The organism is Pseudomonas sp. URIL14HWK12:I5, assembly GCF_900176445.1.
In the GTDB taxonomy this organism is placed as follows: domain Bacteria; phylum Pseudomonadota; class Gammaproteobacteria; order Pseudomonadales; family Pseudomonadaceae; genus Aquipseudomonas; species Aquipseudomonas monteilii.
On the sequence record NZ_FWXQ01000005.1, the window covers coordinates 343773 to 366053 of the forward strand.

Consider the following 22281-nt stretch of genomic DNA (forward strand, 5'->3'; position numbering starts at 1 on the left):
GCCCCGCTTTTTATGCTTTCTTCACCGGCTGCTCATCAAACGCCTGCCAGCCACCACCCAGGGCCTTGTACAACCCCACCAGCGCCTGCGACACCGCCGCCGAGCTGTCGATCCACTGCTCCTCGCTGGCCAGCAATGCACCCTGCACCGTCAGCACATTGAGAAAGTCCACTGCCCCTTCCACGTACTGGCGCTGGGCGGTTTCCAGGGCGATGCGGTTCTGCCTCACAGCCTCGGCCAGGTGGTCACGGCGCAACTGGCTGGCGTTGTACAGGCGAAGCACATCGTCGACCTCATGCCAGGCGCCCAGCACCACCTTGCGGTAGTTCAGCGCCGCTTCCTGCTGCTGCGCCTCGCGCAGTTCCAGGGTGCCCTTGAGCCGGCCACCCTCGAAGATCGGCAACGACAACTGTGGCCCGAAGGCAAAGCGGCGCGAATCCCAGCCGCCGAAATCAGACAACTGCATGGCCTGGAAGCCGACGCTGCCCGACAAACGGATGCTCGGATAGAAATCAGCCTTGGCCACGCCAATACTGGCGGTGGCAGCATGCAGGCGCGCTTCGGCCTGGCGAATGTCCGGGCGGCGTTCGGCCAGTTCGGACGGCAAACCGATGGCGAACTTTTGCTGTGGCGCAGGCAGTTCACCGCCTTGCAGCAATTCAGCCTGCAGACTGCGTGGCGGTTCTGCGGCGAGCAGACTGAGGGCGTTGATCAGGTCATCACGCCGGGCTTCGAGGCTTGGCAGGCGGGCCTCGATCGACGCCACCTGGGCACTGGCCTGAGCCACGTCGAGCCGAGTGGCAACACCTTCGGCCTGACGGTCTTCGGACAATTTGAGGCTGTGCCGGGCAACCTTGAGGTTGTCCTGTGTCACATCAATCGTGTGCTGCACCGCTCGCAGCTGAATGTAGTTGCCGGCGGTTTCCGACAGCAAGGCCAGCAGCACCCCACGGCGGTCGTTCTCGGCCACTTCGACCGTGGCATCGGCAGCCTCGACCTGGCGCCGCACGCGGCCCCACAGGTCCAGTTCCCAACCGGCCACCAAGTCGCCTTGCCAAAGGTTGAACGCCTCTTTACCCGCTTTACCGGAAGGGTCGCTCAAGCCTTCGGCGCTGTTACGAGCGCGGCTGTAACCAGCGTTGGCGTCTACCGATGGCACCCCATCGGCGGCCACGGTGCTGCGCAAGGCGCGGCTTTGCAGCAGGCGGGCGCTGGCCATCTGCAGGTCGAGGTTGCGCTCGGCAACGCGCTGGATCAACGCGCTGAGCTGTCCGTCATGAAAAGTTTCCCACCAGCGCAGCTCCAGCGGTTCGGCTTGCGGCTGACTGGATGCTGCCTGGCCTTGAAGCGGCGCCCACTGTTGCGGTGCCCGGCTGTCGGGGCGCAGGAAGTCCGGGCCCATCGTGCAACCGGCCATCAACACGGCCAGCACCAAGGGGCTCAAGCGTAATGCAGGTTTCATCGTGCACTTACCTCTTTGCCATCCAGCTTGTCGCCACGGGTATCGATGGTCGCTTCCACCGACATGCCCACCCGCAAGCGGGAGAGCAACGGCTGCCCGTCATCGAACACGATCTTCACCGGGATGCGCTGCACAACCTTGGTGAAGTTGCCGGTGGCGTTGTCTGGCTTGACCGCAGCGAAGGTCACGCCGGTAGCCGGGGCGATACTCTCTACGTGGCCTTGCAGCTTTTCACCGGAGAAGGTGTCAACGCTGATACTCACCGGCTGCCCCGGCTGCACATGGGTCAGCTGGGTTTCCTGGAAGTTGCCGACCACATAGGCCTGCTGCAACGGCACCACCGATAACAGGCGTGCGCCGGGATTGACGTAGGCGCCCACGCGCAGGGCGCGCTCGCCGACCATGCCGTCCACCGGCGCCGTGATGCGCGTGTAGGACAGGTCGAGCTGTGCCTTTTCCACGCCTGCTTCAGCGCGCTTGAGCTGGCCATCGGCGCTGGCCACCTGGGCAGTAAGGATATCCACCTGCTTGCGCGCCGCCACCAGCGCCGCCTGGGCATTGGCCAGGCGAGCGCGGGCCTGGTCGACGCCGCTGCGTGCCTGCTGGGCATTCTGCACGGTACCGGCGCCCTGCTCGGCCAGGCGGCTGTAGCGGTTGACTTCATGGTCGGCGAACGCTGTTTCGGCCTGGGCCGCTTTCACCGCCGCCTCGGCCTGGGCAATCAATGCTGCCTGGCGCTCGAGCGTGGCGCGGGCATCGGCACTTTGCGCCTGAGCCACCAGCAACTGGGCCTGAGCGGCATCCAGGGCGGCCTGGTAGTCACGGGCGTCGATGGTCGCCAGCAACTGGCCGGCTGTGACCTGCTGGTTATCTTCTACGAGCACGTCCTTGATGAAGCCTGCAACCTTGGGCGCAACTACGGTGTAGTCGGCAATGACGTAGGCATCGTTGGTGCTCTGGCGGTGGTCGCTGCCGAACATCCAGGGGCCGACAATGCCAGCCAGAACGGCCACGGCCAGTACCGAGCCAATGAACAGGGTCTTGCGGTTGTTAGTCATTTCAGCGGGTCTCGAATTCATCCAGGGTTCAGGCCACCGCGCGCGGCGGGTAGACCCGGGTAGGCACGAAAGGAATCAGGCAGATCAGGGCCACGGCGATGCCAGCCATGACCAGGTAGAGGTCGGCAGAGGTCAGCACCAGCGCCTGGTCGTGAATACGCCGGGCCAGGCCCGCAGCGCTGTCGTCGACCAGCGGGGCGTTGCCCAGGCTGTCCACCAGGTGATTGGAATGGAAGTGCCGGCGCAGGGTCCCAAGTGCATCCAGCAAGCCACCCGCGATGACTGCAGCCAGGCCTTTGACAGTGTTGAACCAACTGGAGGCGAACGGGCCTTCCTGTGGGGTCATCCCGTTGGTGGACAGCATCAGCAGTGGCAGCACCGCCATGGGCTGGCCAAACACCTGCAACAGGTAGAACGGGTAGAAGTCGCCACGGATCCACTCGCTGGTCAGCAGGCTGCTGCCGACACACGACACCGCCAGCATCGCCAGGCCAATGCCCAGCACCCAGCGGCAGTCCACCGCGCGGATGTTGCACAGCGCTGCCGTCAGCGGCAGGGCGATCAGTTGCGGCATCGCCACCAGCATCATCAGCGGGCTGGTCTGTGCCGGGCGGTAGCCCTGGATCTGCGCCAGGTAGGCCGACGGGATACTGCCTACGCCCGACAGCACGATCAGCACGCCGGCCAAGGTCACCAAGGCGAAACTCAGGTTGCGCCGCTGCAGCATGCGCAACTGGAAAAACGGCAGCGGCTCGGACCACTCGTTAAACATGAACAGCACCAACAGCAGCAGGCCACCACCCAGCAGCCAGCAGATCAGCGGCGAATCGAACCAGCCCCAACGGTCACCCAGCGAGAGGCCCAGCACGATGCAACTGATGGCGGGCAGGCCCAGCAACACACCGCGCCAGTCGAACTGCTTGAAACGCTCCAGGCGCAGCGGGTCTTGCGGCAGGCCCCAACCCACGCAGACGATGGCCAGCAGCGAGGGCAGGATGATCTGCCAGAAGGCCCATTGCCAACCGACGTACTCGGTCCACAGCCCCGCCAGCGGCGTGCCAAGGTTGGGGCCGAAAGTGGCGGTCAGTGCATAGCAGGCCAGGCCATAGACCTTGATGCCCGGCGGCAGAAAGCGCAGCGCCACGCTCATCAGCATCGGCGGCAAGGCACCCGAGGCAAAGCCCTGGAGTACACGCAGCAGCATCAGGCTATGTAGGTTGGGGGCGAACGGTTGCAGCAGGCCAAGCACGGCGAACAGGCCAATGGCGCTCATGGTGAAGCGCCGCAGTGAGAAGGTGGTGGCCAGCCACGGCGCAAAGGCCATGGCCGAGACCGAGGCGGCACTGTACACCGCCAGCAGCCAGGCGCCTTCATCGGCACCGATACCCATGGCACCGCGGATATCGGCCAGGGAAATCTTGGTGACTGACTCGTTCAGGCCCGCACACAGCACGGCCAGCAAAACACCGAACAGCCCCACCACCACCTGCACGCCGAACGCCGTCTGCGCAGGTGCAGCCGGCGCGGGGGCGGCGGCCAACGCCGCAGAGGGTGCGGTCAGGGAACTCATGAAATTACATCTCCAGCAACAATTTCGAGGCTGGAGCAAGTTTAAGAAGGTCGAATGCTGACGAAAACTGACTTGTTGGCAGTTTTATATTGCGCCAGACGCAATTGTCATGAAAATCACGGATCAATACTGCCGCATGCTTTCAACGTCTGGCGTAGCCAACGATGCGCGGGGTCGTTGTCGAACCGCGGGTGCCATGCCTGCTTCACATTGACCTTTTCCAACGGCACCGGGATCTCGAACGAGCGCAGTGGCAATTTCAGGCGCTGCACACTGTTGAGGATATTGGCCGGTATCGGCAGGATCAGGTCCGAATCCGGCAACGAAAACATGGCCGAGTGGAAGCTGGTGGTGATCAGCGCTACCCGCCGCTCCACCTTGTGGTTGGCCAGCGCCACATCGATCGGCCCATTGGCGCGGCCACGCCGGGATACACTGATCTGCGGGTAGGCGGCGAAGCGCTCTGGGGTGATAGGGGCGTCGAAGATCGGATGCCCTACGCGCGCCAGGCCCACGAAATAGGTGTTGAACAGGCTCTGCACCTTGATTTCCGGGCCCAGTTCTACGGCCGAGCTGATGATCAGGTCGATGTGCCCATTGCGCAGCACCGCATCATCGTCGCCACTGCCCTCCGGGACGAACCGCAACACCGTGCGCGGTGCCTGGGCCAGCATCATGCGCAGCAGTTGGGCGCCGTACAGGGCGATGAACAAATCGTTGGTGCGGATATTGAAGGCACGATCCAGGTTAACCAGATCGACATCGTCTCGGCTGCGGAACACCTGCCCGGCCTGCTCCACCAGGCCATGCACCTGCTCGCGCAGGGCCAACGCGCGCGGCGTCGGCACCAGGCCACGGCCGGCACGCACAAGAATCGGGTCGCCCATGGCCTCGCGAATGCGCCCCAGGGTACGGCTCATCGCTGCCGGGCTCAGGTTCATGCGCTGCGCCGCGCCCACCACGCTGCCCTCATCGAGCAGGGCATCGAGGGCGACAAGCAGGTTCATGTCCGGGAGTTGCATGGCCGTTTTCCGTGGCAGCTGTGGGGATGGCGATGGTAGCAGGTTGGTGGATTGCACCAGACGCAATGCGCTCGTGCGTGGAGGGACATTTATTCCGGAAGTGGATTGGGCCAAAAATATTGCATGGCAGGTTCGGCCCATTCGCGGGTAAACCCGCGAAAGGGCCCGGACAGGCAACCATTCAGCCAGCCTTGTACAAGGATCCCCAATGCCCACCCCCGTCCTGATCGCCATCGACGCCTCCCCCGCTTCCAGCGCCCTGCTCACCCTCGCCCGCCGCTACTGCCGCCCCGGCGAACACGAACTGCACGTATTGCTGGCCATCGACTCCACCTTCGCCGTCCACGAACAACCCGCCCCCTATACAACCGAAGAGCTGGAGGAATACCCCGCCGCCTGCGAGGAACAGCAACATGCCGACCTCGCCGTCGCCCAGGCCGTGCGCGAGTTGCAGCAAGCCGGCTTCGCCAGCCAGGGCTGCATGGTGGCCGGGCAACCGGTCGAAGTGATCGTGGCCAAGGCGCAGGAGCAGAACTGCGAGCTGATCATCATGGGCCACCGTCACCTGTCGCGGCTGGGGCGGATGCTGGATCCGTCGATCAGCGCGAAGGTGATTGACCGGGTGAAGGTTCCGGTGTTGGTGGGAGTAGCCTGACCGCCCATCAGAGGGGTAATGCACTTGCATTGACCAGGCAATGCATTCGCATTACCTTGGAATGCATAGCTTCCCCTCAAAAGGACATTGCCCATGGCAACCACTCTCGACGTCGAGTCCACACTGACCGATCGCTATCAGACCACTGTTCCCGAAACAGTACGGCGCGCCTTGGGCTTGAAAAAACGTGACAAGATCCATTACTCGATTCGCCCTGACGGTGAGGTGATACTCACCCGTGCAGAAGCAACCGAGAGCGATCCGGTACTGGGCAAATTTCTGGATTTCCTGGCACACGATATCGCCACCAACCCTCAACGGCTGCAGGTTGTCGATGCTGACCTCATCGCGCGTCTCGACAAGCTTGTCGGCGACGCAGAGGTCGACCTGGATCAACCTCTGTCGGCGGATGATGAATGAGTGATGCGAGCAGGAAGCCTCTGGTTATTCATGGATGGACTGTATTTGCCCACCCGCTGTTCCTGGCCAAACTGGAGGCACTGAGCACTCAAGTTCATGCTCAGATGCAGAAAGACCCAACAGGTTACACGGAAAGAAATGCCTATAAGCGGCTGGCGGCAATCAAGCGTTTGGCTTTTGATGTGATCCCTCAGGACCCGACCAAATCTGAATACCGCCAAGGCGCCACGCTGGGCGAGGGTCACAAGCACTGGTTTCGGGCAAAGTTCTTTCAGCAGTACCGGTTGTTCTTTCGCTACCACACCCCCAGCAGGATCATCGTGCTGGCCTGGGTCAATGACGAATCAAGCAAGCGGGCTTATGAAAGTCATGACGATGCTTACAAGGTCTTCCAGAAAATGCTCGACAACGGCAACCCTCCCGATGATTGGGATCAGTTGCTGAGGGAAGCCGCACAGCAACCGTGAACAACACTTACCCCTCGCTCGGCTTCACCACCACCGTACAGGTCGTCCCCGCCGCCAGCAAAAACCCTTCCGGCACTTCATCAATGTGAATCCGCACCGGCACGCGCTGCGCCAGGCGCACCCAGTTGAACGTCGGGTTCACATCGGCAATAAGCTCACGGCTTTGCGGGTTGTCACGGTCGTAGATGCCGCGGGCGATGCTCTCTACATGGCCCTTGATGCGCTCGCCGCTCATCATCTGCAGCTCGGCCTGGTCACCCACCTTCACGTGGGGCAGCTTGGTCTCTTCGAAGAACCCGTACACCCAGAACGAGTTCTCGTCGACCACCGCCATCACCGCTTCACCGGTGCGCGCATAGTCGCCCTTGTGGATATTCAGGTTGGTCACGTACCCGTCCACCGTGGCCACGATGTGCGTGCGCTTGAGGTTGAGCTCGGCTGCAGCCAGCTCGGCCAGGGCCTGTTGGTAATCGGCCTGGGCGGAGTTGGCGATGTTGCTGGCGTCGTCGCGGTTTTCCTTGGAAATCACCAGGTTGTCCATGTCGGCCCGGCGCTTGGCGTTGACCTTGCGCATTTCCCAGGTCGCCTTGCGCGAGGCGACCAGAGCCTTGGCCTGGTCGACTGCCAATTGGTAATGCTCGGGGTCGATCTGGATCAGCAGGTCGCCCTTCTTCACCCGCTGGTTGTCCTTGACCGGGACGTCCACCACGTAGCCGGGCACGTCGGCGGCGACGTTGATGATGTCTGCACGCACGCGGCCGTCGCGGGTCCAGGGCGTGGTCATGTAGTGCAGCCACAACTGGCGACCGATGGCCACGGCGGCGACCAGCACCAGCAGGGTGGCGATCAGGCTGAAGAACTTTTTCATCGAAGGATTCTCACCAGTAGACAGTAAGCGCCATGGCGCCGAACAGGCAGACGAACAGGCTCAGACGCAGCAGCGCCGGGTGCCAGAAGAAGCGGTAGCCATCATGGCTGGCGATGAACCGGTCCAGGCCCCAGGCCAGGCCCAGGGCGAACAGGAACATCAAGGTCATGGTGGGCATGTACACGCCATGGAAGGCGATTTCACGGGGCATGGTGCAGTCCTTTCGCCGGTGCCAATGGCGATTGTGGGTCAAGCAGGGAAGAACGGATGAAATGCAGATAGCTTTGCGCACGGCGCAGCACCGAGGTATCGAAGTGCCGGGCGAACGGCTCGTCGGTGGCTTGCACGCGGGCGATGGCGTGGTCCACCGCCACCAGTGCGCGTTCGTGGTTGCTGGCGCTGGGCTGCAAGAACAGCCTTGCCAGTGCGCGGCCCATCACGCGGATGGCCTGGCGCCACGGTTGTGACTCGGCGTAGGCCGGGTGCACCGGCGCACGGGCCTGCTCTTTGCGCAGCTCGATGACGGCGTGACCGATTTCCAGCACGGTGAACATCCACCCCATCAGCTGGCTTTGCACCTGCGGCTTGCCGGCCGCCAGGCCGTAGGCCTGGTGCAACAGGTCGCGGGTGCGGCTTTCAAAGGCCGACCCAAGGCCGCGCAGGCGGCCGCTGATGGCGAACAGCACTTGCTCACGCAGTTCCTGCTCCAGCCGGCTCCACAGCCAGCGGCTGTTGGGCGGCAGGATGATCGCGCCAGCAGCAGCGCAGACGAACATGCCGATGACCATGCCGATGTAGTCGTTGATGAACGTGTAAGGGTCATACACCGTCAGGTTGTTCGGCACCGAACCGATGGCGAAGAACACCAGCAGGCCCAGGCCATAACCGGCGTAAGCCGGGCGCGAGGCAAGGAACGCGCCGAGTACGAACACCGGCGCCAGCACCATGCACAGCAGCGGGAAACCGTCGATCCAAGGGAACACGAAGAAGGTTTCGAAGAAGCCGACAAAAGCGCCGATAGCCGTGCCGCAAGCCATCTGGAACGACATGCGTTTGGGGTTGGGCGAAGCCGCCGAAAGGCCCACGGTGACGGTGGCGATCAAGGTCATCATGGCGCCGCTGGGCCAGTCGCTGAGCAGCCAGTAACTGCCCAGCAGCAACAGCACCGCCGAGGCACGCACACCGGCGGCCAGCGACACCAGCCAGCTGGTCTGCGCCACATAGGGCTCGTCCCACTGTTCACGCTCGTGCCTGTGCGCCGCCAACGAAGCGTGGGTTTCGGCATAACTGAACATTTCGTCGACAAAGCGGTACAGCAGCTCGAACGCCGTATGGAAGTCGAGCAGGTCGGCCTCGCTGGGTTCGGTCGCCAGGTACTCGGCTCGCAGCCCACGCACCTGGGCTTGCAGGCCTTCCTTGTAGGCGGCCAGCTCCAGGGTCAGGCGCAGTGCATCGGCATCGGTCAACGCCCGGCCCACGTAGGGCTGTAACAGTTCCACCAAGGTGTTCAGGCCCGGTTCGATGGCACTGACGATCTGCAGGGGGCCACGAGCACGCAGGCGTTCGAGCAAACGGTGCAAGGCATTGAAGCGTGTGGTGATGGCCATGAACTCGCTGTTCATGCGCACCAGTCGGCCACTGCGGCGGCGCATGTGCGGGTCTTCGAAGGCAGTGACGTTGCGCAGGCTCTCAAGGCCCACGGCCTCGGCGACGAAGCGCACGTTGCTGCTTTCGAAACGGTCTTTCTGGCTGTCACCGCGCAGGGCTTCCACCACTACCCCGGCGAATACGCCAAAGCGCTGGTACAGGGCGTTGCGCATGGCGGCACTGGCCGACTGCGGCAGGATCGCGGCACTGACGAAGGTCGATACCAGAATGCCCAAGGCAATTTCCAGCACCCGCCATACCGCTGCCATGAACGCCTGATCGGGGTGCTGCAGCACCGGAAGGCCGATCATCGCTGCCGTGTAGCCGGCCAGCACGAAGCCATAGGCGCGGAAGGTGCGGTAGCGCATGGCGCCGGCCGAGCACAGGCCCACCCACAAGGCCAGGCTGGGCAGGAATAGCTCGGTGTTCTGCGGGAAGATGGCGATCAGCGCCACCATCATCGCCGAGCCGGCCAGGGTGCCGAGCACTCGGTAGAAGCTCTTGGCGAACACATGCCCGCTTTGCGGCTGCATGACGATGAACACGGTGATCATGGCCGTGCGCGGTTGCGGCAGCTCCAGGCGCATGGCCAGCCACAGGGTGATGAAGGCGGCAGCCAGCACCTTGAAGATGTACACCCAGGTCACACCGTCGGTGCGCGCCCAGGCAAAGAAGCCCCGGCGCCATTCCAGGCTTTGCAGCCAGCGCATGGGCAAACTGGAAGTGCTCATTCGGCGTTATCCGGCTTCTTGTCGAAAATGGCCAGGGTGGCCGGGGTTTTCGGCGCGGCCTGGCGTTCCTCTTTCGGCACATCCTGGCCGGCCTGCAGGCCACCGCCCAACGCGGTGACCAGCTCGGCATGGGCGATCAGGCGGGCGGCCTGCACCTGCTGTTGCACTTGCTGCTGGCGGAACAGCAAGGTCTGCGCATTGAGCACGCTCAGGTAATCGGTAAGACCCCGCTGGAAGGCGACCATGGCGATGTCGTAGGTTTTCTGCGCAGCAGCAACGGATTCGGCAGCGAAATGCGACTGTTCTTTCATCGACTCGCGGCGGATCAGCTGGTCGGAGATGTTCTTGAGCGCGCCAACCACGGTCTGGTTGTAACGCGCCACCGCCACGTCATAGCCCGCCGAGGCCACGCCCAGCTCCGAGCGCAGGCGGCCACCGTCGAAGATCGGCAGGCTGATGGCCGGGCCGACGTTGTAGTTGAACTTGCGCCCGGTGAGGAACTCCAGCGGGCCGCCGCCGGTGGCCATGAAGCCCAGGCTGCCGACCAGGTCGACGTTGGGGAAGAAGCCGGCATGAGCAACGTCGATGCCACGCGCCTGCGCGGCCACCTGCCAGCGGCTGGCAACCACGTCAGGGCGCTGGCCGACCAGTTGGGCAGGCAGGTTGGAAGGCAGTTTCAGTGGTGCAGCCAGGGCCAGGGTCGGGCGCTGCAACTGTGCGCCCTCCCCCGGCCCCTTGCCGGCCAAGGCAGCCAGCTGGTTGCGGGTCAGGGCGATTTCTTCGTTCAGGCTGTCGAGCTGGCGGTGGGTTTCCGGCAGCGGCGCTTCGGCCTGGCTGACTTCGAAATGGGTGCCGATGCCCGCGTCCAGGCGGCGCTTGGCCAAGGCCAGGATCTGCTCTTGCTGCTCCAGTTCGGCCTTGACGATATCGCGTTGGGCAAAGTGCAGGCTCAGCTGGATATAGGCACGCACCACGTTGTTCTGCAGTTCCAGCTGCGCCTGGCGGGCTTCGGCCACGCTCATGTGCGCCTGATCCACCGCCTGCTCGCTGGCATTGCGTTCGCGGCCCCACAGGTCGAGGGCGTAGCTGAAACCGAAGGCGGCATTGTTGTCCCAGGTGTTGGCGCCAGACAGCGCGCCAGGGCCGTAGAACTGGTCTTCAGGCCAGTTGTGGCGCTTGAGCGTGGCCTGGCCATTGACCTGCAGTTTTTCTGCCGACTCGACCACACCCGCCATGGCCTTGGCTTCGCGCACCCGCGCGGCGGCCATGGCCAGGCTTGGGCTGCCGGCCACGGACAGGGCTACCCAGCGGTCCAGCTGGGGGTCGCCATAGGCGTGCCACCACTGCTGGTCGGGCCAGTGGGCATCGGTCGCGGCTTCGCGTATGGCCGCGTCGGTGGTCAGGGTATTGGCTTGCAGCGTCTTGCTTTGCGGGGCGATGCCCCAGGTTCCGATACAGCCACTCAAGGTGAGGGCAAGGGCACAGGCACTGAACGCATTGAGCGTTCTGATGATGCGACGCGGCACAGCTGCGATTTCCCGAGGAAGAGGTGAAGGGGCCGGGCAATTCTAGGGGGCGGCAGCACTGGCGATAAGCGCAGATTCCTGCGAATCTTTGTTACCAAAACAGCGATAATCCGCCTTTGGTCGAAGGCAAATTTTCAGCTTTTTATCGTTACTTCGTGACACAATTTTGTCCTCTACATCGAGAGTGACCCATGGACACCCTGCAAAACATGCGTGCTTTCAGTTGCGTAGCCCAGCTTGGCAGCTTTACCGCTGCCGCCGCGCAACTGGATACGACCACCGCGAACGTGTCGCGGGCGGTCTCCAACCTGGAAGCCCATCTGCAAACAAGGCTGCTCAACCGTACCACCCGCCGCATTGCGTTGACCGAGGCCGGCAAGCGCTACCTGATGCGTTGCGAACAGATTCTTACCTATGTGGAAGAAGCCGAGGCCGAGGCCAGCGACGCCCATGCGCGCCCCGCAGGGCAGCTGAAGGTGCACTCGATGACCGGGGTGGGCCAGCACTTCGTGGTCGATGCCATCGCCCGCTACCGCGAATCGCACCCGGACGTGACCTTCGACCTGACCATGGCCAACCGCGTACCCGACCTGCTGGACGAAGGCTATGACGTGTCCATCGTGCTGGCCACCGAACTGCCCGACTCGGGGTTCGTATCCCAACGCCTGGGCATCACCTACAGCATTGTCTGCGCTTCGCCCGGCTACATCGCCCGCCACGGCAGTGCGCAAAAGCCGGCAGACCTGCTCAAGCACGCCTGCCTGCGCATGGTCAGCCCCGTGATCCCGCTGGAAAAGTGGCTGTTCGACGGGCCGGAAGGCCAGGAGATGGTCAACATCACCAGCTCGCCGTTCATGGTGAACACCGCCGATGCCATGAAGACCGCGATCCGCAGCGGCATGGGCGTTGGCGTGCTGCCCATCTACTCGGCCATCGACGGTCTGCGTGATGGCAGCCTGGTACGGGTGCTGCCCGAGTACCGCCTGCAGGAGCTGAACCTGTACGCCATCTACCCGTCGCGGCAGTACCTGGATGCCAAGATCAAGACCTGGGTCGAGTACTTGCGCAATTCCCTGCCGGAGATTCTCGCCGCCCATGAGGCGGACCTGAAAACCCATCAGGTGCTGATCGCCAACTAAAAAGCTGCTGCATGGCGGGGGTGGACAATGGTAGGTTGCTAACCAATATCCACCACCGCCTTGCAGAGAAGTTGCCCGATGAAAAAGACCGTCCTGGCCTTCAGCCGTATCACCCCGGCCATGGCCGAGCGCCTGCAGCAAGACTTCAACGTCATTTTGCCGAACCCCAAGCTCGGCGACATCAATGCCCAGTTCAACGAAGCCCTGCCCGAGGCCCACGGCTTGATCGGCGTTGGCCGCAAGCTAGGCCGTGCCCAGCTTGAAGGCGCAGGCAAGCTGGAGGTGGTGTCCAGCGTGTCGGTCGGCTACGACAACTACGACCTGGACTACTTCAACGAACGCGGTATCGCCCTGACCAATACCCCGGATGTGCTGACCGAAAGCACCGCCGACCTGGGCTTCTCGCTGATCATGGGCTGCGCCCGCCGCACCGCCGAGCTGGATGCCTGGACCAAGGCCGGCAACTGGCAAGCCACCGTGGGCCCAGCGCACTTCGGCAGCGATGTACATGGCAAGACGCTGGGTATCGTCGGCATGGGCAACATCGGCGCCGCCGTTGCCCGCCGTGGTCGCTTTGGCTTCAACATGTCGGTCATTTATTCGGGCAACAGCCGTAAAACCGCGCTGGAGCAAGAGCTGGGGGCGCAGTTCCGCAGCCTGGAGCAGTTGCTGGCAGAAGCGGACTTCGTGGTGATCGTGGTGCCGTTGTCCGAGGCCACCCGCAAGTTGATCGGTGCGCGAGAGCTGAAGCTGATGAAGCCGAGCGCCTTCCTGATCAACATCGCGCGCGGGCCGGTGGTGGACGAAGCGGCGCTGATCGAAGCGCTGCAGAACGGCACCATTCGTGGCGCCGGGCTGGATGTGTACGAGAAGGAGCCGCTGAGCGATTCGCCATTGTTCAAGCTGCATAACGCCCTGACCCTGCCGCACATTGGTTCAGCCACTGCCGAAACCCGTGAGGCCATGGCCAACCGGGCGATGGACAACCTGCGCGCGGCACTGCTGGGTGAGCGGCCGCGGGATCTGGTGAATCCACAGGTGTGGAAAGGCTGATAGTCATATTTTGCCTGCACCGACCTCTTCGCGGGCGAGCCCGCAAAGAGGTCGGTGCAGGCAGCACATTACCTATTTGGCCACCACCATCCCCTCAGGCACCTTGGCCTTGGGCTTGCGAAACACCAGCACATTCCCCGCCATCACCGCCACCAGCCCCAACAAGGCCGGCGCCGTCCACTGATACCCCTCGGCCACCGCCGACACATTCAACGCCACCAACGGGAACAGCACCGTGCAATAGGCCGCCCGCTCCGGCCCCATGCGCCCGACCAGAGTCAGGTAGGCAGTAAAGGCAATCACCGACCCTGGCACCACCAGGTACAGCAACGAGCCGATGTAGCGCACATTCCACTCCATGCTGAACGGCACGCCGCTGACCACACAAAACACCGCCAGCATCGCCGCCCCGTAGACCATGCCCCAGGCGTTGGTAGTCATGGGTTTGAGCCCGGCCTTCTGTTGCATGCTCGACAGCATGTTGCCCGCCGAGAAGCACAGCGTGCCGAGCAAGGCCAGGCCGAGGCCGTACAAGGTCTCGCGGCTGGCGGTGTGGTGTGACAGCTCGGGCCAGAACAGCAGCCCCAACCCGAGCAGGCCCAAGGCACCGCCGCCAAACACATTGCTGGCGATCTTCTGGCCGAAGAAGATCCGTGCATTGAGCGCATTCCACAGGGTAGCGGTGGAAAACACCACGGCGATCAAGCCACTGGCGACCCACTGGCTGGCACTGAGGAAACAGATGAAATTGACGCAAAACAGGCACAGGCCCTGAGCCAGGCAGATCTGGTGGCCACGGCGGTTCATGGGTTGCAGGCGGCGGGTGAGCAGCAGGAAGGCGAACAGGATCAGCCCGGCCAGGGCGAAGCGGTAAACGATCGAGACCGGGATCGCGACCACACCCAGCTGGAGCTTAAGGGCGATCCAGGTGGTACCCCAGATCAGGACGGTGAGCAGGTACAGTGACAGGTTCATGGCGGTGGTTCCTTGGGCCTTTCAAGATCGGTGCCCGGCGCTTCGCGGGCAAGCCCGCTCCCACAGGGATCGCCAGTGTTCTTCCGATCAGCGTTTGCCTGCTTGCACAAACTTGCGCTTTTCTTGCCCTGGTGGATGTCACTCGACCACAGCCGCAGTAGGATGGCTGGCAAGAGGATTCGCCCATGACCCCACTCACGCAGCTGCAAGTGTTCAACGCCATGCACGCCTCCCCCCACGCCCGGCTGGAGCTGAGCGCGCACCTGGGCGATGGGCTGGCGGCGGCGTTGTGGAGCAACCGGGATGATGCCCGCGATTATCAGGCACCGACCCATCACACCCTGTCGTGCTACATCGCCGACGGCACCGGTACCTTCCGCCGCCAGCGTCCCGCCGACAAGGGCGCGCCGGGCAAGCTGTGCGTGATGCCGGCCGGGCAGGAATCGAACTGGGTGGTCAATGGTGCAATCCGCCTGGCGCACCTGTATGTCAGCGAGGCGCAGTTCGCCTTGGGTTGCGTGCGCCTGCTGGACCGGGAGCCGCGTGAACTGCAATTACAGGAAGCGACCTTTCTCGACGACCCGCAACAGGCCGCGCGCTTTCGCCAACTGATCACCCTGGACTGGGACGAGTCCGGCGAGCGCCTGCTGGCCAGCAGCCTGGCGCACGAGATTGTCGACCATGCATTGCTCAGCCAGGTCGGGCTGCGCCAGGGCCTGCGCCTGAAAGGTGGGTTGGCGCCGAACCTGCGCCGGCAAATGGTCGAGTACATCGAGGCGCACCTGGACCAGCCGATTACCCTGGGTGAACTGGCCCTGCGCTGCAACCTGTCCGAATACCACTTCGCGCGCATGTTCCGCACCAGTTTCGGGCTACCGCCGCACCAGTACTTGCTGGCCCGGCGGCTGAACAGGGCCCGCCAGCTGTTGCGGCTGGGGGAAATTCCGCTGGGGGAAATTGCCTTGATGTGCGGGTTTGCCAGTGCCAGCCATTTCAGCAACCGGTTCCGCCAGGCGCTGGGCGCAACACCTGGCGAGTACCGTTCGGCCATTCGCGGCTAAAGCCGCTCCCACAGGTAAAGCGTTGCGCTTGAGGCGGGCGCGATCCCTGTAGGAGCGGCTTTAGCCGCGAAGTGGCCGGTACAGGCTGGCTCAAAACTCGAAGGTGCTGGACAGGCTCACCTGCCGCGCATCCCCGATTGCCACAAAGTACTGGTTCACCGCCGAGCTGTAGTAGACCTTGTCGAACAGGTTCTTCACGTTCAGTTGCAAGCGCACGTTGTGCTCATCCAGCTTGGTCTCGTAGCTGGCGAACGCATCGGCCACGGTATAGGACGGCAGGTCGAAGGTGTTGGTCGAGTTGCCCGCCCGCTCACCCACATAACGCGCACCTGCGCCCATCCGCAGCTTGTCGCCCCCGAACAGGCTGCCGAAGTCGTACACGGCCGACAACGAACCGCTGTGCTTGGCCACGTTCTGCAGGCGGTTGCCTTGCAGGTCCGGGTCCTTGGTGACCTTGGCGTCCGTGTAGGCGTAGCTGCCAATCAGGCTCCAGTGCTCGCTCAGCTGCCCCGTCAGGTCGAGCTCCACGCCACGCGAGCTGACCTCGCCGGCGTTGCTGTACACCGTCTCTTTCGTGGTGGCATCAAAGTTGGAAACCAGCACATTGCGCTTGGTGATGTCGAACACCGCCAGGGTACCGGTCAGGCGACCGGGCATGTCTAGCTTGGCGCCCAGCTCCCACGACTTGCCTTCCTCAGGTGCAACCGACGAGTCCAGCACCACGCCGCCCGTCAGCGGCGCAATGCTGGAGTTGGGCTTGAACGACTCGCTGTAGCTGCCATAGAACGACAGCTGGTCATCCACCTTGTAGACGATGCCGGCATGCGGCACCCAGGCTTGGCCGCTGTTATCGGTATTGGCCGTGAACGGACGGCCACGGCCTGCGTACTGGTCGAATTGCTGGAATCGTGCACCGGCCACCAGGATCCAGTGGTCGTCCAGGTGCAGCGCATCCTGCACGAACAGTGCATCGGTGCGCAGCTTGTCGGTCTGGTCACTGTCACTGGCTCTTACTGTGGTGCCCTCCACCTCTTGGCCGTAGACCGGGTTCACATAGCTGAACGTGGATTGCGCAGTCTGGCGGATCAGATCACCGCGAAAGATCTTGCGGTCTTCATGGTCAACGCCGAACAGCAGGTCGTGCTGCATACCGGCCAACTCCACGTTGCCCACCAGGCTCAAGGTGGCGAACTGGTCACGGCTCATGGCGTTGTGGGTGCCGTCGATGCTGCGAGTCAGTGTGCCTTTGGCTTCGTTGACCCCGGTCACCCGCACCTGGCTGGCATCATAAGTCTCGCGGTTGAAGCTGTAGCCAAAGTGCAGCTTCCAGTCATCGGCCAGTTGGTGGTCGACTTCCAGGCGGTACAGGTCAGACCGCCCTTCCATGTCGTTGAACGGCTCGTCCAGGCGCCGGGTGGTGGGGATGTTCAGCGGGTGGCCGTTGCTGCCGAACGCGGTGCCGCGGTCGAAGGGCGAGAGAAACTCGCGGTGCTCGTACGCCAGCACCACCTGGGTGTCTTCGCCCAGCCAGGCCAGCGACGGCGCTACCAATGACTCGCGGTGCACGCCGTAGTTGCGCCAGTAGTCCTCATCCTCGTGGTCGACGATCAGGCGGTAGGCGAAGTTGCTGTCGCCCAGCGCGCCGGTGCTGTCGAACCCGCCGCCACTGCCGTTCTTGCCGCTGCCGTAGGTGGAGCCACGGACGGTCAGGGCGTTGTACTGCTGCAACTGCGGGCGCTTGCTGACCACGTTGATCACCCCACCCGGGTCCTGGATGCCGTACAGCAGCGAGGCCGGGCCCTTGAGCACTTCGACCCGCTCGGTACTGGCGTTGAGGCTGCGGCCCTGCACGATGGGCATGCCGTCGCGCATGATCGAGCCGTCGCGGTTGTCGCCAAAACCGCGCTTCATCACCGTGTCGGAGGTGCCGCCAAAGTTGTTGCCCTGGGTGATGCCACTGACGTTGTAAAGGGCATCGTCGAGGTTGCGCGGAGCCTGGTCGCGGATGACCTGGGCCGGTACCACGTTGATGGCCTGGGGAATGTCCTGGTTCGGGCCTTGCCCGCGCATGATCGAGGCGGTGGCCGGCGGTTGATAGCTGTACACGTCCATTTGCGAGGTCACGGTGGTGGCCTGCAGGTTGAGGGCGCCGGAAGTGTCTGCGGTTTCGAGGGTCAGAGTACGGGCATCGACGCGGCGCCAGGCCAACCCGGTGCTGCCCAGCAGCTGTTGCAGGGCCTGTTCGGCGCTGAATCGGCCGTTCAGTGCCGGCGCCTGCACGCCCGGCAGTTCTAAGGTGTAGACCACGCTCTGGCCGGTGGTGCGGCTGAAGGCGTTGAGCGCCCGGGCCAGGGGCTGGGCCGGCTGGGCGAAAGCATAGGTCTGCTGTTGCTCGGCGGCACTGGCCAGGGGAGCGACAGCAACGGCCGGGAGCATGGCAAGGCCGAACCAGAGAGGGACGCAACGCGGAGAGAACTTCATGGACGCTGACCTGTGAGAGGGTGATGACTGCGAATGAATCGCACTTCCACTCATTACACGGATGCCACGTCCTGTTACCTCACCCGTTTTTTAAAAATATTTTGCCTGTGCCCGCGAAGAGGCCAGTACAGGCGACTACCGAAGCAGGGTCAAACGCCCCAGCACGGTCTGCCGCGAAAAGCCCATCACCTTGCCCAGCGAATCCAGCGCCAACTGCGGCTCGTCCACCGGGAAGCTGCCGCTGACCTTGCGCTGCCCCAGCTCACCATCCAGCAACAGAATGCGCCCCGGGTAATAGCGCCCAAGGTCTTCCACCACCTGCGCCAGTGGCACTTGGTAGTAGTTCAGCCAGCCTTGGCGCCAGGCCAGGCGGTTGTCACTGTCCACAACCTGGGTGTCGTCGATCCTGCCTGCGCTGTAGTTCACCTGCTGGTTGGCAGTCAGTTCGCGCGCCAAACCGCCCTGCGCAGGGCTAACCCCTACACGCCCACTGCGTACCGTCACCTGGGCGCCCTCGCCCTGCTCACGCACTTCGAACTGGGTGCCGAGCACCCGCACCTCGCCACCGGCAGCTTCAACCAGGAACGGCTCGCCGGTATGCGTCACCTGGAAAAACGCCGCGCCATGAAGCAACCGCACACGGCGCTCCCCCTTGGCGAAATCGACCGCAATGGCGCTACCGGCATCCAGCGTGACCTGCGACTGGTCAGCCAAGGTCACCTGGCGAATCTGCCCGGCACTGCTGTAGTCAGCCTGCAGGTCCTGCAACCAGTACCCCGGGTGCCAGCCACCGGCAACACCCACGGCCAGCACCAGGCAGGCCGCCATCGCCATCGCCGCCACACGCCTCCACGGACCACGGGCCGGCGGCCTGGCCATGGCATCGAGGTAACGTTGCAGGGCTTGCTGTTCTTCGTCGGCCAACCGCTGCGCCGGGCCGGCGCTTTTCTGCCACAACAGCTGAGCCTGTTCATAGGCGGCGCGGTGAACAGGGTCGGCCATTAGCCAGCGCTTGAACGCCGCACCTTCGGCTTGCGCGGGCTGCCCGTTGATGCGGCTGAGCCACTGCAGGGCGGCCTGGGATTGCGCCTCGGTAATGGGGGGCATGCTGCTCATCGACGGGCGCTCCCTGGCCGGCGTGGAGTGGGCGCGGGCTCGGCAACACTGGCCTTGCACGCTTCAAGGGCGCGCATCATATGCTTTTCCACGGTGCTCTGGGACAGTTGCATGGCCTTGGCGATTTCGCCGTACTTGCAGCCGTGAATACGGTTGAGCAAAAAGATCTGCCGGGTGCGCTCGGGCAAGGCGCGCAAGGCGGCTTCGATGCGTTGCAGGTCGTGGTCCACTTCCAGGGCCTGCTCTGGCGCCTGGGCCGTGGCCACTTCGTCCACCGGCAACGCGGCTTCGGCCACGCGTTCGCGGCTGCCTTCACTGCGCAGGTGGTCGATGGCGAGATTACCAGCGCATCGCAGCAAGTAGGTGTCCAGCGCCTCGACCTTCACTTCGGGGCGCCGCCAGAAGCGCAGAAATAGCTCCTGAACCAGGTCCGATGCCGTGGCGCGGCAGCCGACCCGTCGGCTGACCAGGGCTTCCATGCGTGCCCGCTGGGCCTGGAACACCTGGACGAAACGTGCACGCCCGCCGGCACTGTCGGCGTCGGGCTCGATGATGTCCCCCTGCTCGCTCACGGCTTCACACGGCAAACACGGCCAGCAACGGGCCGAGCACCACGCTGGCGGCGGCCAGGCCCAGCAGCAGGCGCGGCTGGTAAGGCAGGCCGAACACCCAGAGGGTTACCCCGGCCATCATCACCGCCGTCCACTCCACCAGGCCGTAGGCCCAGCCACGCAAGTGCACGCTGAGGAGCAGCGATAACAGCAGTAACAGCCATCCAGCACTGCGCAACAGCCGCAATTGCCCAGGGCGCGGCTTGCGCCCGAGCAGGTCGCTGAAGTGTTTTTCCATGGCCAGGCACAGGGCCACAACACCTGCGAATGCGATCAGTGCGTTACCCAGCATCAGCTCGCCTCCGCCGTTTCAGTACCCGGCTTTTTTACTGCGCGTGGGCGCTTGGCAACCGGCTTGGGGCTGCGCAGCATCTTGCCCGCCAGCCAGGCCAGGAACAGGCCGGTGGCCAGGGCAGTCAGGTCGAAGCCGGCCATGGCCCAGTCACCCTCCTGCAGCGAATGGTTCAGCCCGCGGTGGGTACTCAGGCCGTTGAGCAGCGGCAGCAAGGCAAAGGCCAGCGCACCCAACGCAAGTTGCTCGCCCCAGGCCCTGCGCCCGCTGCGTAGTACCGCATGCACCAGCGACAGGCCCCAGGCGATGAAGAAGGCATTGACCTCCCAGTCGCCCCGGCCTTCGACGCCTATCGGGACCAGGCGGTTGGCCCAGAAGAAACCTGCCACCGCCAGCAGCAAGCCGCTCATGCTGGCGATATTGAGTACCTCGACCAGGCGCAACTCACCCGGTATGCGCTCGCTCTTGGCGTGCTTGAGCTGACGCTTGCCCAGCCACATCACCAGCCCGGTGCCGATCACCGCAGTGCCGGCCACACCAAAGAAGAAGTACAGCCAGCGCAACCAAGGGCCGGCGAAGTTACCCATGTGCAGCCCGGCGAAACTGAAGGCGGTCATCATTGCCCCGCTCTCTGGCTTGCCCTGGCTCAGCAGCTCGCCACTGGCGCCATCGAAGGTCCAGTTAGCGCTGCGCCGATAAGCCACATGGTCGGCAGACGATTGCGTGAAGGTGACACGGGCATTGCTGTCGCCCGGGTTCTGCACCTGGATGTTGCCGATACGCGCGCCGGGTTGCAGTGCCTGCAACTGGGCATACAGGCTGGGCAACGGCACCAGCGGTGCAGCCACATGGGCCGCCTTGGGCGCATCGTCGCGGCCGAACAGGTCGTTGAAGTACTTGTCGGTGTCATTGCCATAGCTGGCCATGATGCCAGCCGGCATCACCATGTACATGAACAGCACCAGGCTGCTGTAGCTGATCATCAGGTGAAATGGCAGCACCAACACACCGATCGCGTTGTGCCCGTCCAGCCAGGAGCGCTGGCCCTTGCCGGGGCGGAAGGTGAAGAACTCCTTGAAGATCTTCTTGTGCGTGATGATGCCGGTGACCAGCCCCAACAGCATGATGAACGCGCAGAAGGTCGACAGCCATCGGCCGAACGGGTAAGGCATTTGTAGCTGGAAGTGGAAGCGGTAGAAGAACTCGCCACCGCGGCTGTCGCGCGCTTCAACCGGCTGACCGGTCTGGGTATCGAGGGTTTTACTCACGAACCCGCGTGGCCCGCCATTGGGGTCGCGGTAGCCCACGCTCAAGGCAGCCTCGCGCGCGTTGGGCATGCGAATGAACCAGGTGCCAGAATGCCCGGCATTGTCCTGCAGGTAACGTTGGGCCACACCCAGGCTGTTGAGCGGATCCAGAGCATGGCTGCGCACTTCGGGCTGCGCCCAGTGGGTGATTTCTTCCTTGAAATACGACAGTGTGCCGGTGAGGAAGATGGCGAACAACAGCCAGCCGAAGATCAGGCCGGTCCAGGTGTGCAGCCAGGCCATCGCCTGGCGAAAGCCTTCTTTCATGGGTTTTTCATCCAGTAGGCGACGCCGCTGATCAGGCCCAACAACAGGCTTGGCGCCAGTACACCCAGCCAGGCACGCCAGGCGTTGCGGCAGGCGAAGCACCAGATGAACGCCAGCAGGTAGAAGACGAACGACAGCAGCAGGCCGGTGAGCGTGGCATCGACCTTGGGCAACGGCGCCACCAAGGCAATACAGACGCTGGCCATCGACGCCAGCAAGTAGCCGCCCAGCAGCGCGGCAAGGCTACGTGAGGCAACGCCCAGCCGGTAACTGAGCGGGAGGCCGGCGGTTTTGCGCGTCATGGCGAAGGTCCGGGCGTTTTCGGGGCTGCAATACTAATGATTTCAATTCTCACAAGCAAAGCCTGCTGCTACTTCGCCCTGTGAACGCCTCGTTTTCCCCGCAAGTGGCCGAGCAGGCCGTGCACTGGGCAGACGTCGGTGGAGTTCTGACCTGTAGCAAATGGGGGGCCGCTTTGTAGCCCCCTTTTGCAACAAGAAATTTATTTTCAGAAAGGGCTTGAATTCATCCAGCAGTTGCCTGACCTTAGAGT

21 protein-coding genes are annotated in these 22281 nt (G+C 63.6%); 6 read left to right on the plus strand and 15 right to left on the minus strand.

Translation table 11 applies throughout. The annotated features are described in order from the left end of the window. Window positions 1–10 precede the first annotated feature (10 nt). From B9A31_RS14230 to B9A31_RS14245, 4 genes are all read right to left on the minus strand, one after another. Window positions 11–1462 (minus strand): efflux transporter outer membrane subunit, encoded by a 1452-nt coding sequence (locus B9A31_RS14230; protein WP_019098855.1) that lies wholly within the window; start codon window positions 1460–1462, stop codon window positions 11–13. Further along, entirely contained in the window at window positions 1459–2520 is a 1062-nt protein-coding gene (locus B9A31_RS14235) for an HlyD family secretion protein (RefSeq protein WP_019098854.1), read from the minus strand. The genes B9A31_RS14230 and B9A31_RS14235 overlap by 4 nt, the downstream gene beginning before the upstream one ends. Before the next feature lie 28 nt (window positions 2521–2548). After that, window positions 2549–4090, minus strand: a complete 1542-nt coding sequence (locus B9A31_RS14240) for an MFS transporter (protein ID WP_019098853.1) — start codon at window positions 4088–4090, stop codon at window positions 2549–2551. Window positions 4091–4206: 116 nt separating this feature from the next. Next, window positions 4207–5112 (minus strand): LysR family transcriptional regulator, encoded by a 906-nt coding sequence (locus tag B9A31_RS14245; RefSeq protein WP_019098852.1) that lies wholly within the window; start codon window positions 5110–5112, stop codon window positions 4207–4209. A 208-nt stretch (window positions 5113–5320) separates the two neighbouring features. Between B9A31_RS14245 and B9A31_RS14250 the strand changes: the two genes are divergently transcribed. The 3 genes from B9A31_RS14250 to B9A31_RS14260 all read left to right on the plus strand — a co-directional run bounded on the left by B9A31_RS14250 (window position 5321) and on the right by B9A31_RS14260 (window position 6654). Further along, the gene (locus B9A31_RS14250) at window positions 5321–5767 is read left to right on the plus strand and encodes a universal stress protein (protein WP_084297082.1); all 447 of its coding nucleotides are present in this window, start codon (window positions 5321–5323) and stop codon (window positions 5765–5767) included. Window positions 5768–5860: 93 nt separating this feature from the next. Further along, the gene (locus B9A31_RS14255; protein ID WP_019098850.1) at window positions 5861–6187 is read left to right on the plus strand and encodes a type II toxin-antitoxin system PrlF family antitoxin; all 327 of its coding nucleotides are present in this window, start codon (window positions 5861–5863) and stop codon (window positions 6185–6187) included. After that, complete coding sequence (locus tag B9A31_RS14260) at window positions 6184–6654, plus strand: type II toxin-antitoxin system YhaV family toxin (RefSeq protein ID WP_019098849.1); 471 nt, start codon at window positions 6184–6186, stop codon at window positions 6652–6654. Before B9A31_RS14255 ends, B9A31_RS14260 begins: the two co-directional genes overlap by 4 nt. Before the next feature lie 7 nt (window positions 6655–6661). Here the strand turns inward: B9A31_RS14260 and B9A31_RS14265 are convergent, their stop codons facing one another. The 4 genes from B9A31_RS14265 to B9A31_RS14280 are packed head-to-tail and all read right to left on the minus strand — an operon-like array spanning window position 6662 to window position 11426. Further along, window positions 6662–7522, minus strand: coding sequence for an efflux RND transporter periplasmic adaptor subunit (locus B9A31_RS14265; protein ID WP_016713502.1), 861 nt, complete (start codon window positions 7520–7522; stop codon window positions 6662–6664). A gap of 10 nt (window positions 7523–7532) precedes the next feature. Next, complete coding sequence (locus B9A31_RS14270; RefSeq protein ID WP_009685040.1) at window positions 7533–7733, minus strand: DUF1656 domain-containing protein; 201 nt, start codon at window positions 7731–7733, stop codon at window positions 7533–7535. Further along, window positions 7723–9900, minus strand: coding sequence for an FUSC family protein (locus B9A31_RS14275; protein ID WP_019098848.1), 2178 nt, complete (start codon window positions 9898–9900; stop codon window positions 7723–7725). Before B9A31_RS14275 ends, B9A31_RS14270 begins: the two co-directional genes overlap by 11 nt. After that, window positions 9897–11426 (minus strand): efflux transporter outer membrane subunit, encoded by a 1530-nt coding sequence (locus B9A31_RS14280; RefSeq protein ID WP_019098847.1) that lies wholly within the window; start codon window positions 11424–11426, stop codon window positions 9897–9899. Before B9A31_RS14280 ends, B9A31_RS14275 begins: the two co-directional genes overlap by 4 nt. A 191-nt stretch (window positions 11427–11617) precedes the next feature. Here B9A31_RS14280 and B9A31_RS14285 point away from each other — a divergent pair, with 191 nt between their 5' ends. Both B9A31_RS14285 and B9A31_RS14290 read left to right on the plus strand, forming a co-directional pair. Beyond that, entirely contained in the window at window positions 11618–12565 is a 948-nt protein-coding gene (locus tag B9A31_RS14285) for a LysR family transcriptional regulator (protein ID WP_016713499.1), read from the plus strand. 78 nt (window positions 12566–12643) lie between these two features. Next, window positions 12644–13618, plus strand: a complete 975-nt coding sequence (locus B9A31_RS14290) for a 2-hydroxyacid dehydrogenase (protein ID WP_019098846.1) — start codon at window positions 12644–12646, stop codon at window positions 13616–13618. A gap of 72 nt (window positions 13619–13690) precedes the next feature. Here the strand turns inward: B9A31_RS14290 and B9A31_RS14295 are convergent, their stop codons facing one another. Then, a complete protein-coding gene (locus B9A31_RS14295; protein ID WP_027609115.1) occupies window positions 13691–14593 on the minus strand; it encodes a DMT family transporter in 903 nt (300 codons plus the stop codon). A gap of 185 nt (window positions 14594–14778) precedes the next feature. On the opposite strand from B9A31_RS14295, the gene B9A31_RS14300 reads away from it, so the two are divergent. Continuing rightward, window positions 14779–15654, plus strand: a complete 876-nt coding sequence (locus B9A31_RS14300; RefSeq protein WP_084297083.1) for a helix-turn-helix transcriptional regulator — start codon at window positions 14779–14781, stop codon at window positions 15652–15654. A 90-nt stretch (window positions 15655–15744) separates the two neighbouring features. Here B9A31_RS14300 and B9A31_RS14305 read toward each other — a convergent pair whose 3' ends face one another. The 6 genes from B9A31_RS14305 to B9A31_RS14330 form a co-directional block, all read right to left on the minus strand. Further along, window positions 15745–18135, minus strand: coding sequence for a TonB-dependent siderophore receptor (locus B9A31_RS14305; RefSeq protein WP_027615370.1), 2391 nt, complete (start codon window positions 18133–18135; stop codon window positions 15745–15747). A 135-nt stretch (window positions 18136–18270) separates the two neighbouring features. Continuing rightward, window positions 18271–19251 carry a FecR family protein gene (locus tag B9A31_RS14310; protein WP_084297084.1) on the minus strand — a complete coding sequence of 327 codons (981 nt, stop codon included), beginning with the start codon at window positions 19249–19251 and terminating at the stop codon, window positions 18271–18273. Beyond that, window positions 19248–19823, minus strand: a complete 576-nt coding sequence (locus B9A31_RS14315; protein WP_025753987.1) for an RNA polymerase sigma factor — start codon at window positions 19821–19823, stop codon at window positions 19248–19250. The genes B9A31_RS14310 and B9A31_RS14315 overlap by 4 nt, the downstream gene beginning before the upstream one ends. A gap of 4 nt (window positions 19824–19827) precedes the next feature. Beyond that, complete coding sequence (locus B9A31_RS14320) at window positions 19828–20154, minus strand: DUF3325 domain-containing protein (protein WP_019098840.1); 327 nt, start codon at window positions 20152–20154, stop codon at window positions 19828–19830. Further along, on the minus strand, window positions 20154–21728 hold the full coding sequence (locus B9A31_RS14325) for a PepSY-associated TM helix domain-containing protein (RefSeq protein ID WP_025753989.1): 1575 nt from the start codon (window positions 21726–21728) through the stop codon (window positions 20154–20156). Before B9A31_RS14325 ends, B9A31_RS14320 begins: the two co-directional genes overlap by 1 nt. After that, complete coding sequence (locus tag B9A31_RS14330) at window positions 21725–22030, minus strand: DUF3649 domain-containing protein (RefSeq protein WP_019098838.1); 306 nt, start codon at window positions 22028–22030, stop codon at window positions 21725–21727. The genes B9A31_RS14325 and B9A31_RS14330 overlap by 4 nt, the downstream gene beginning before the upstream one ends. Between the last annotated feature and the right edge of the window lie 251 nt (window positions 22031–22281).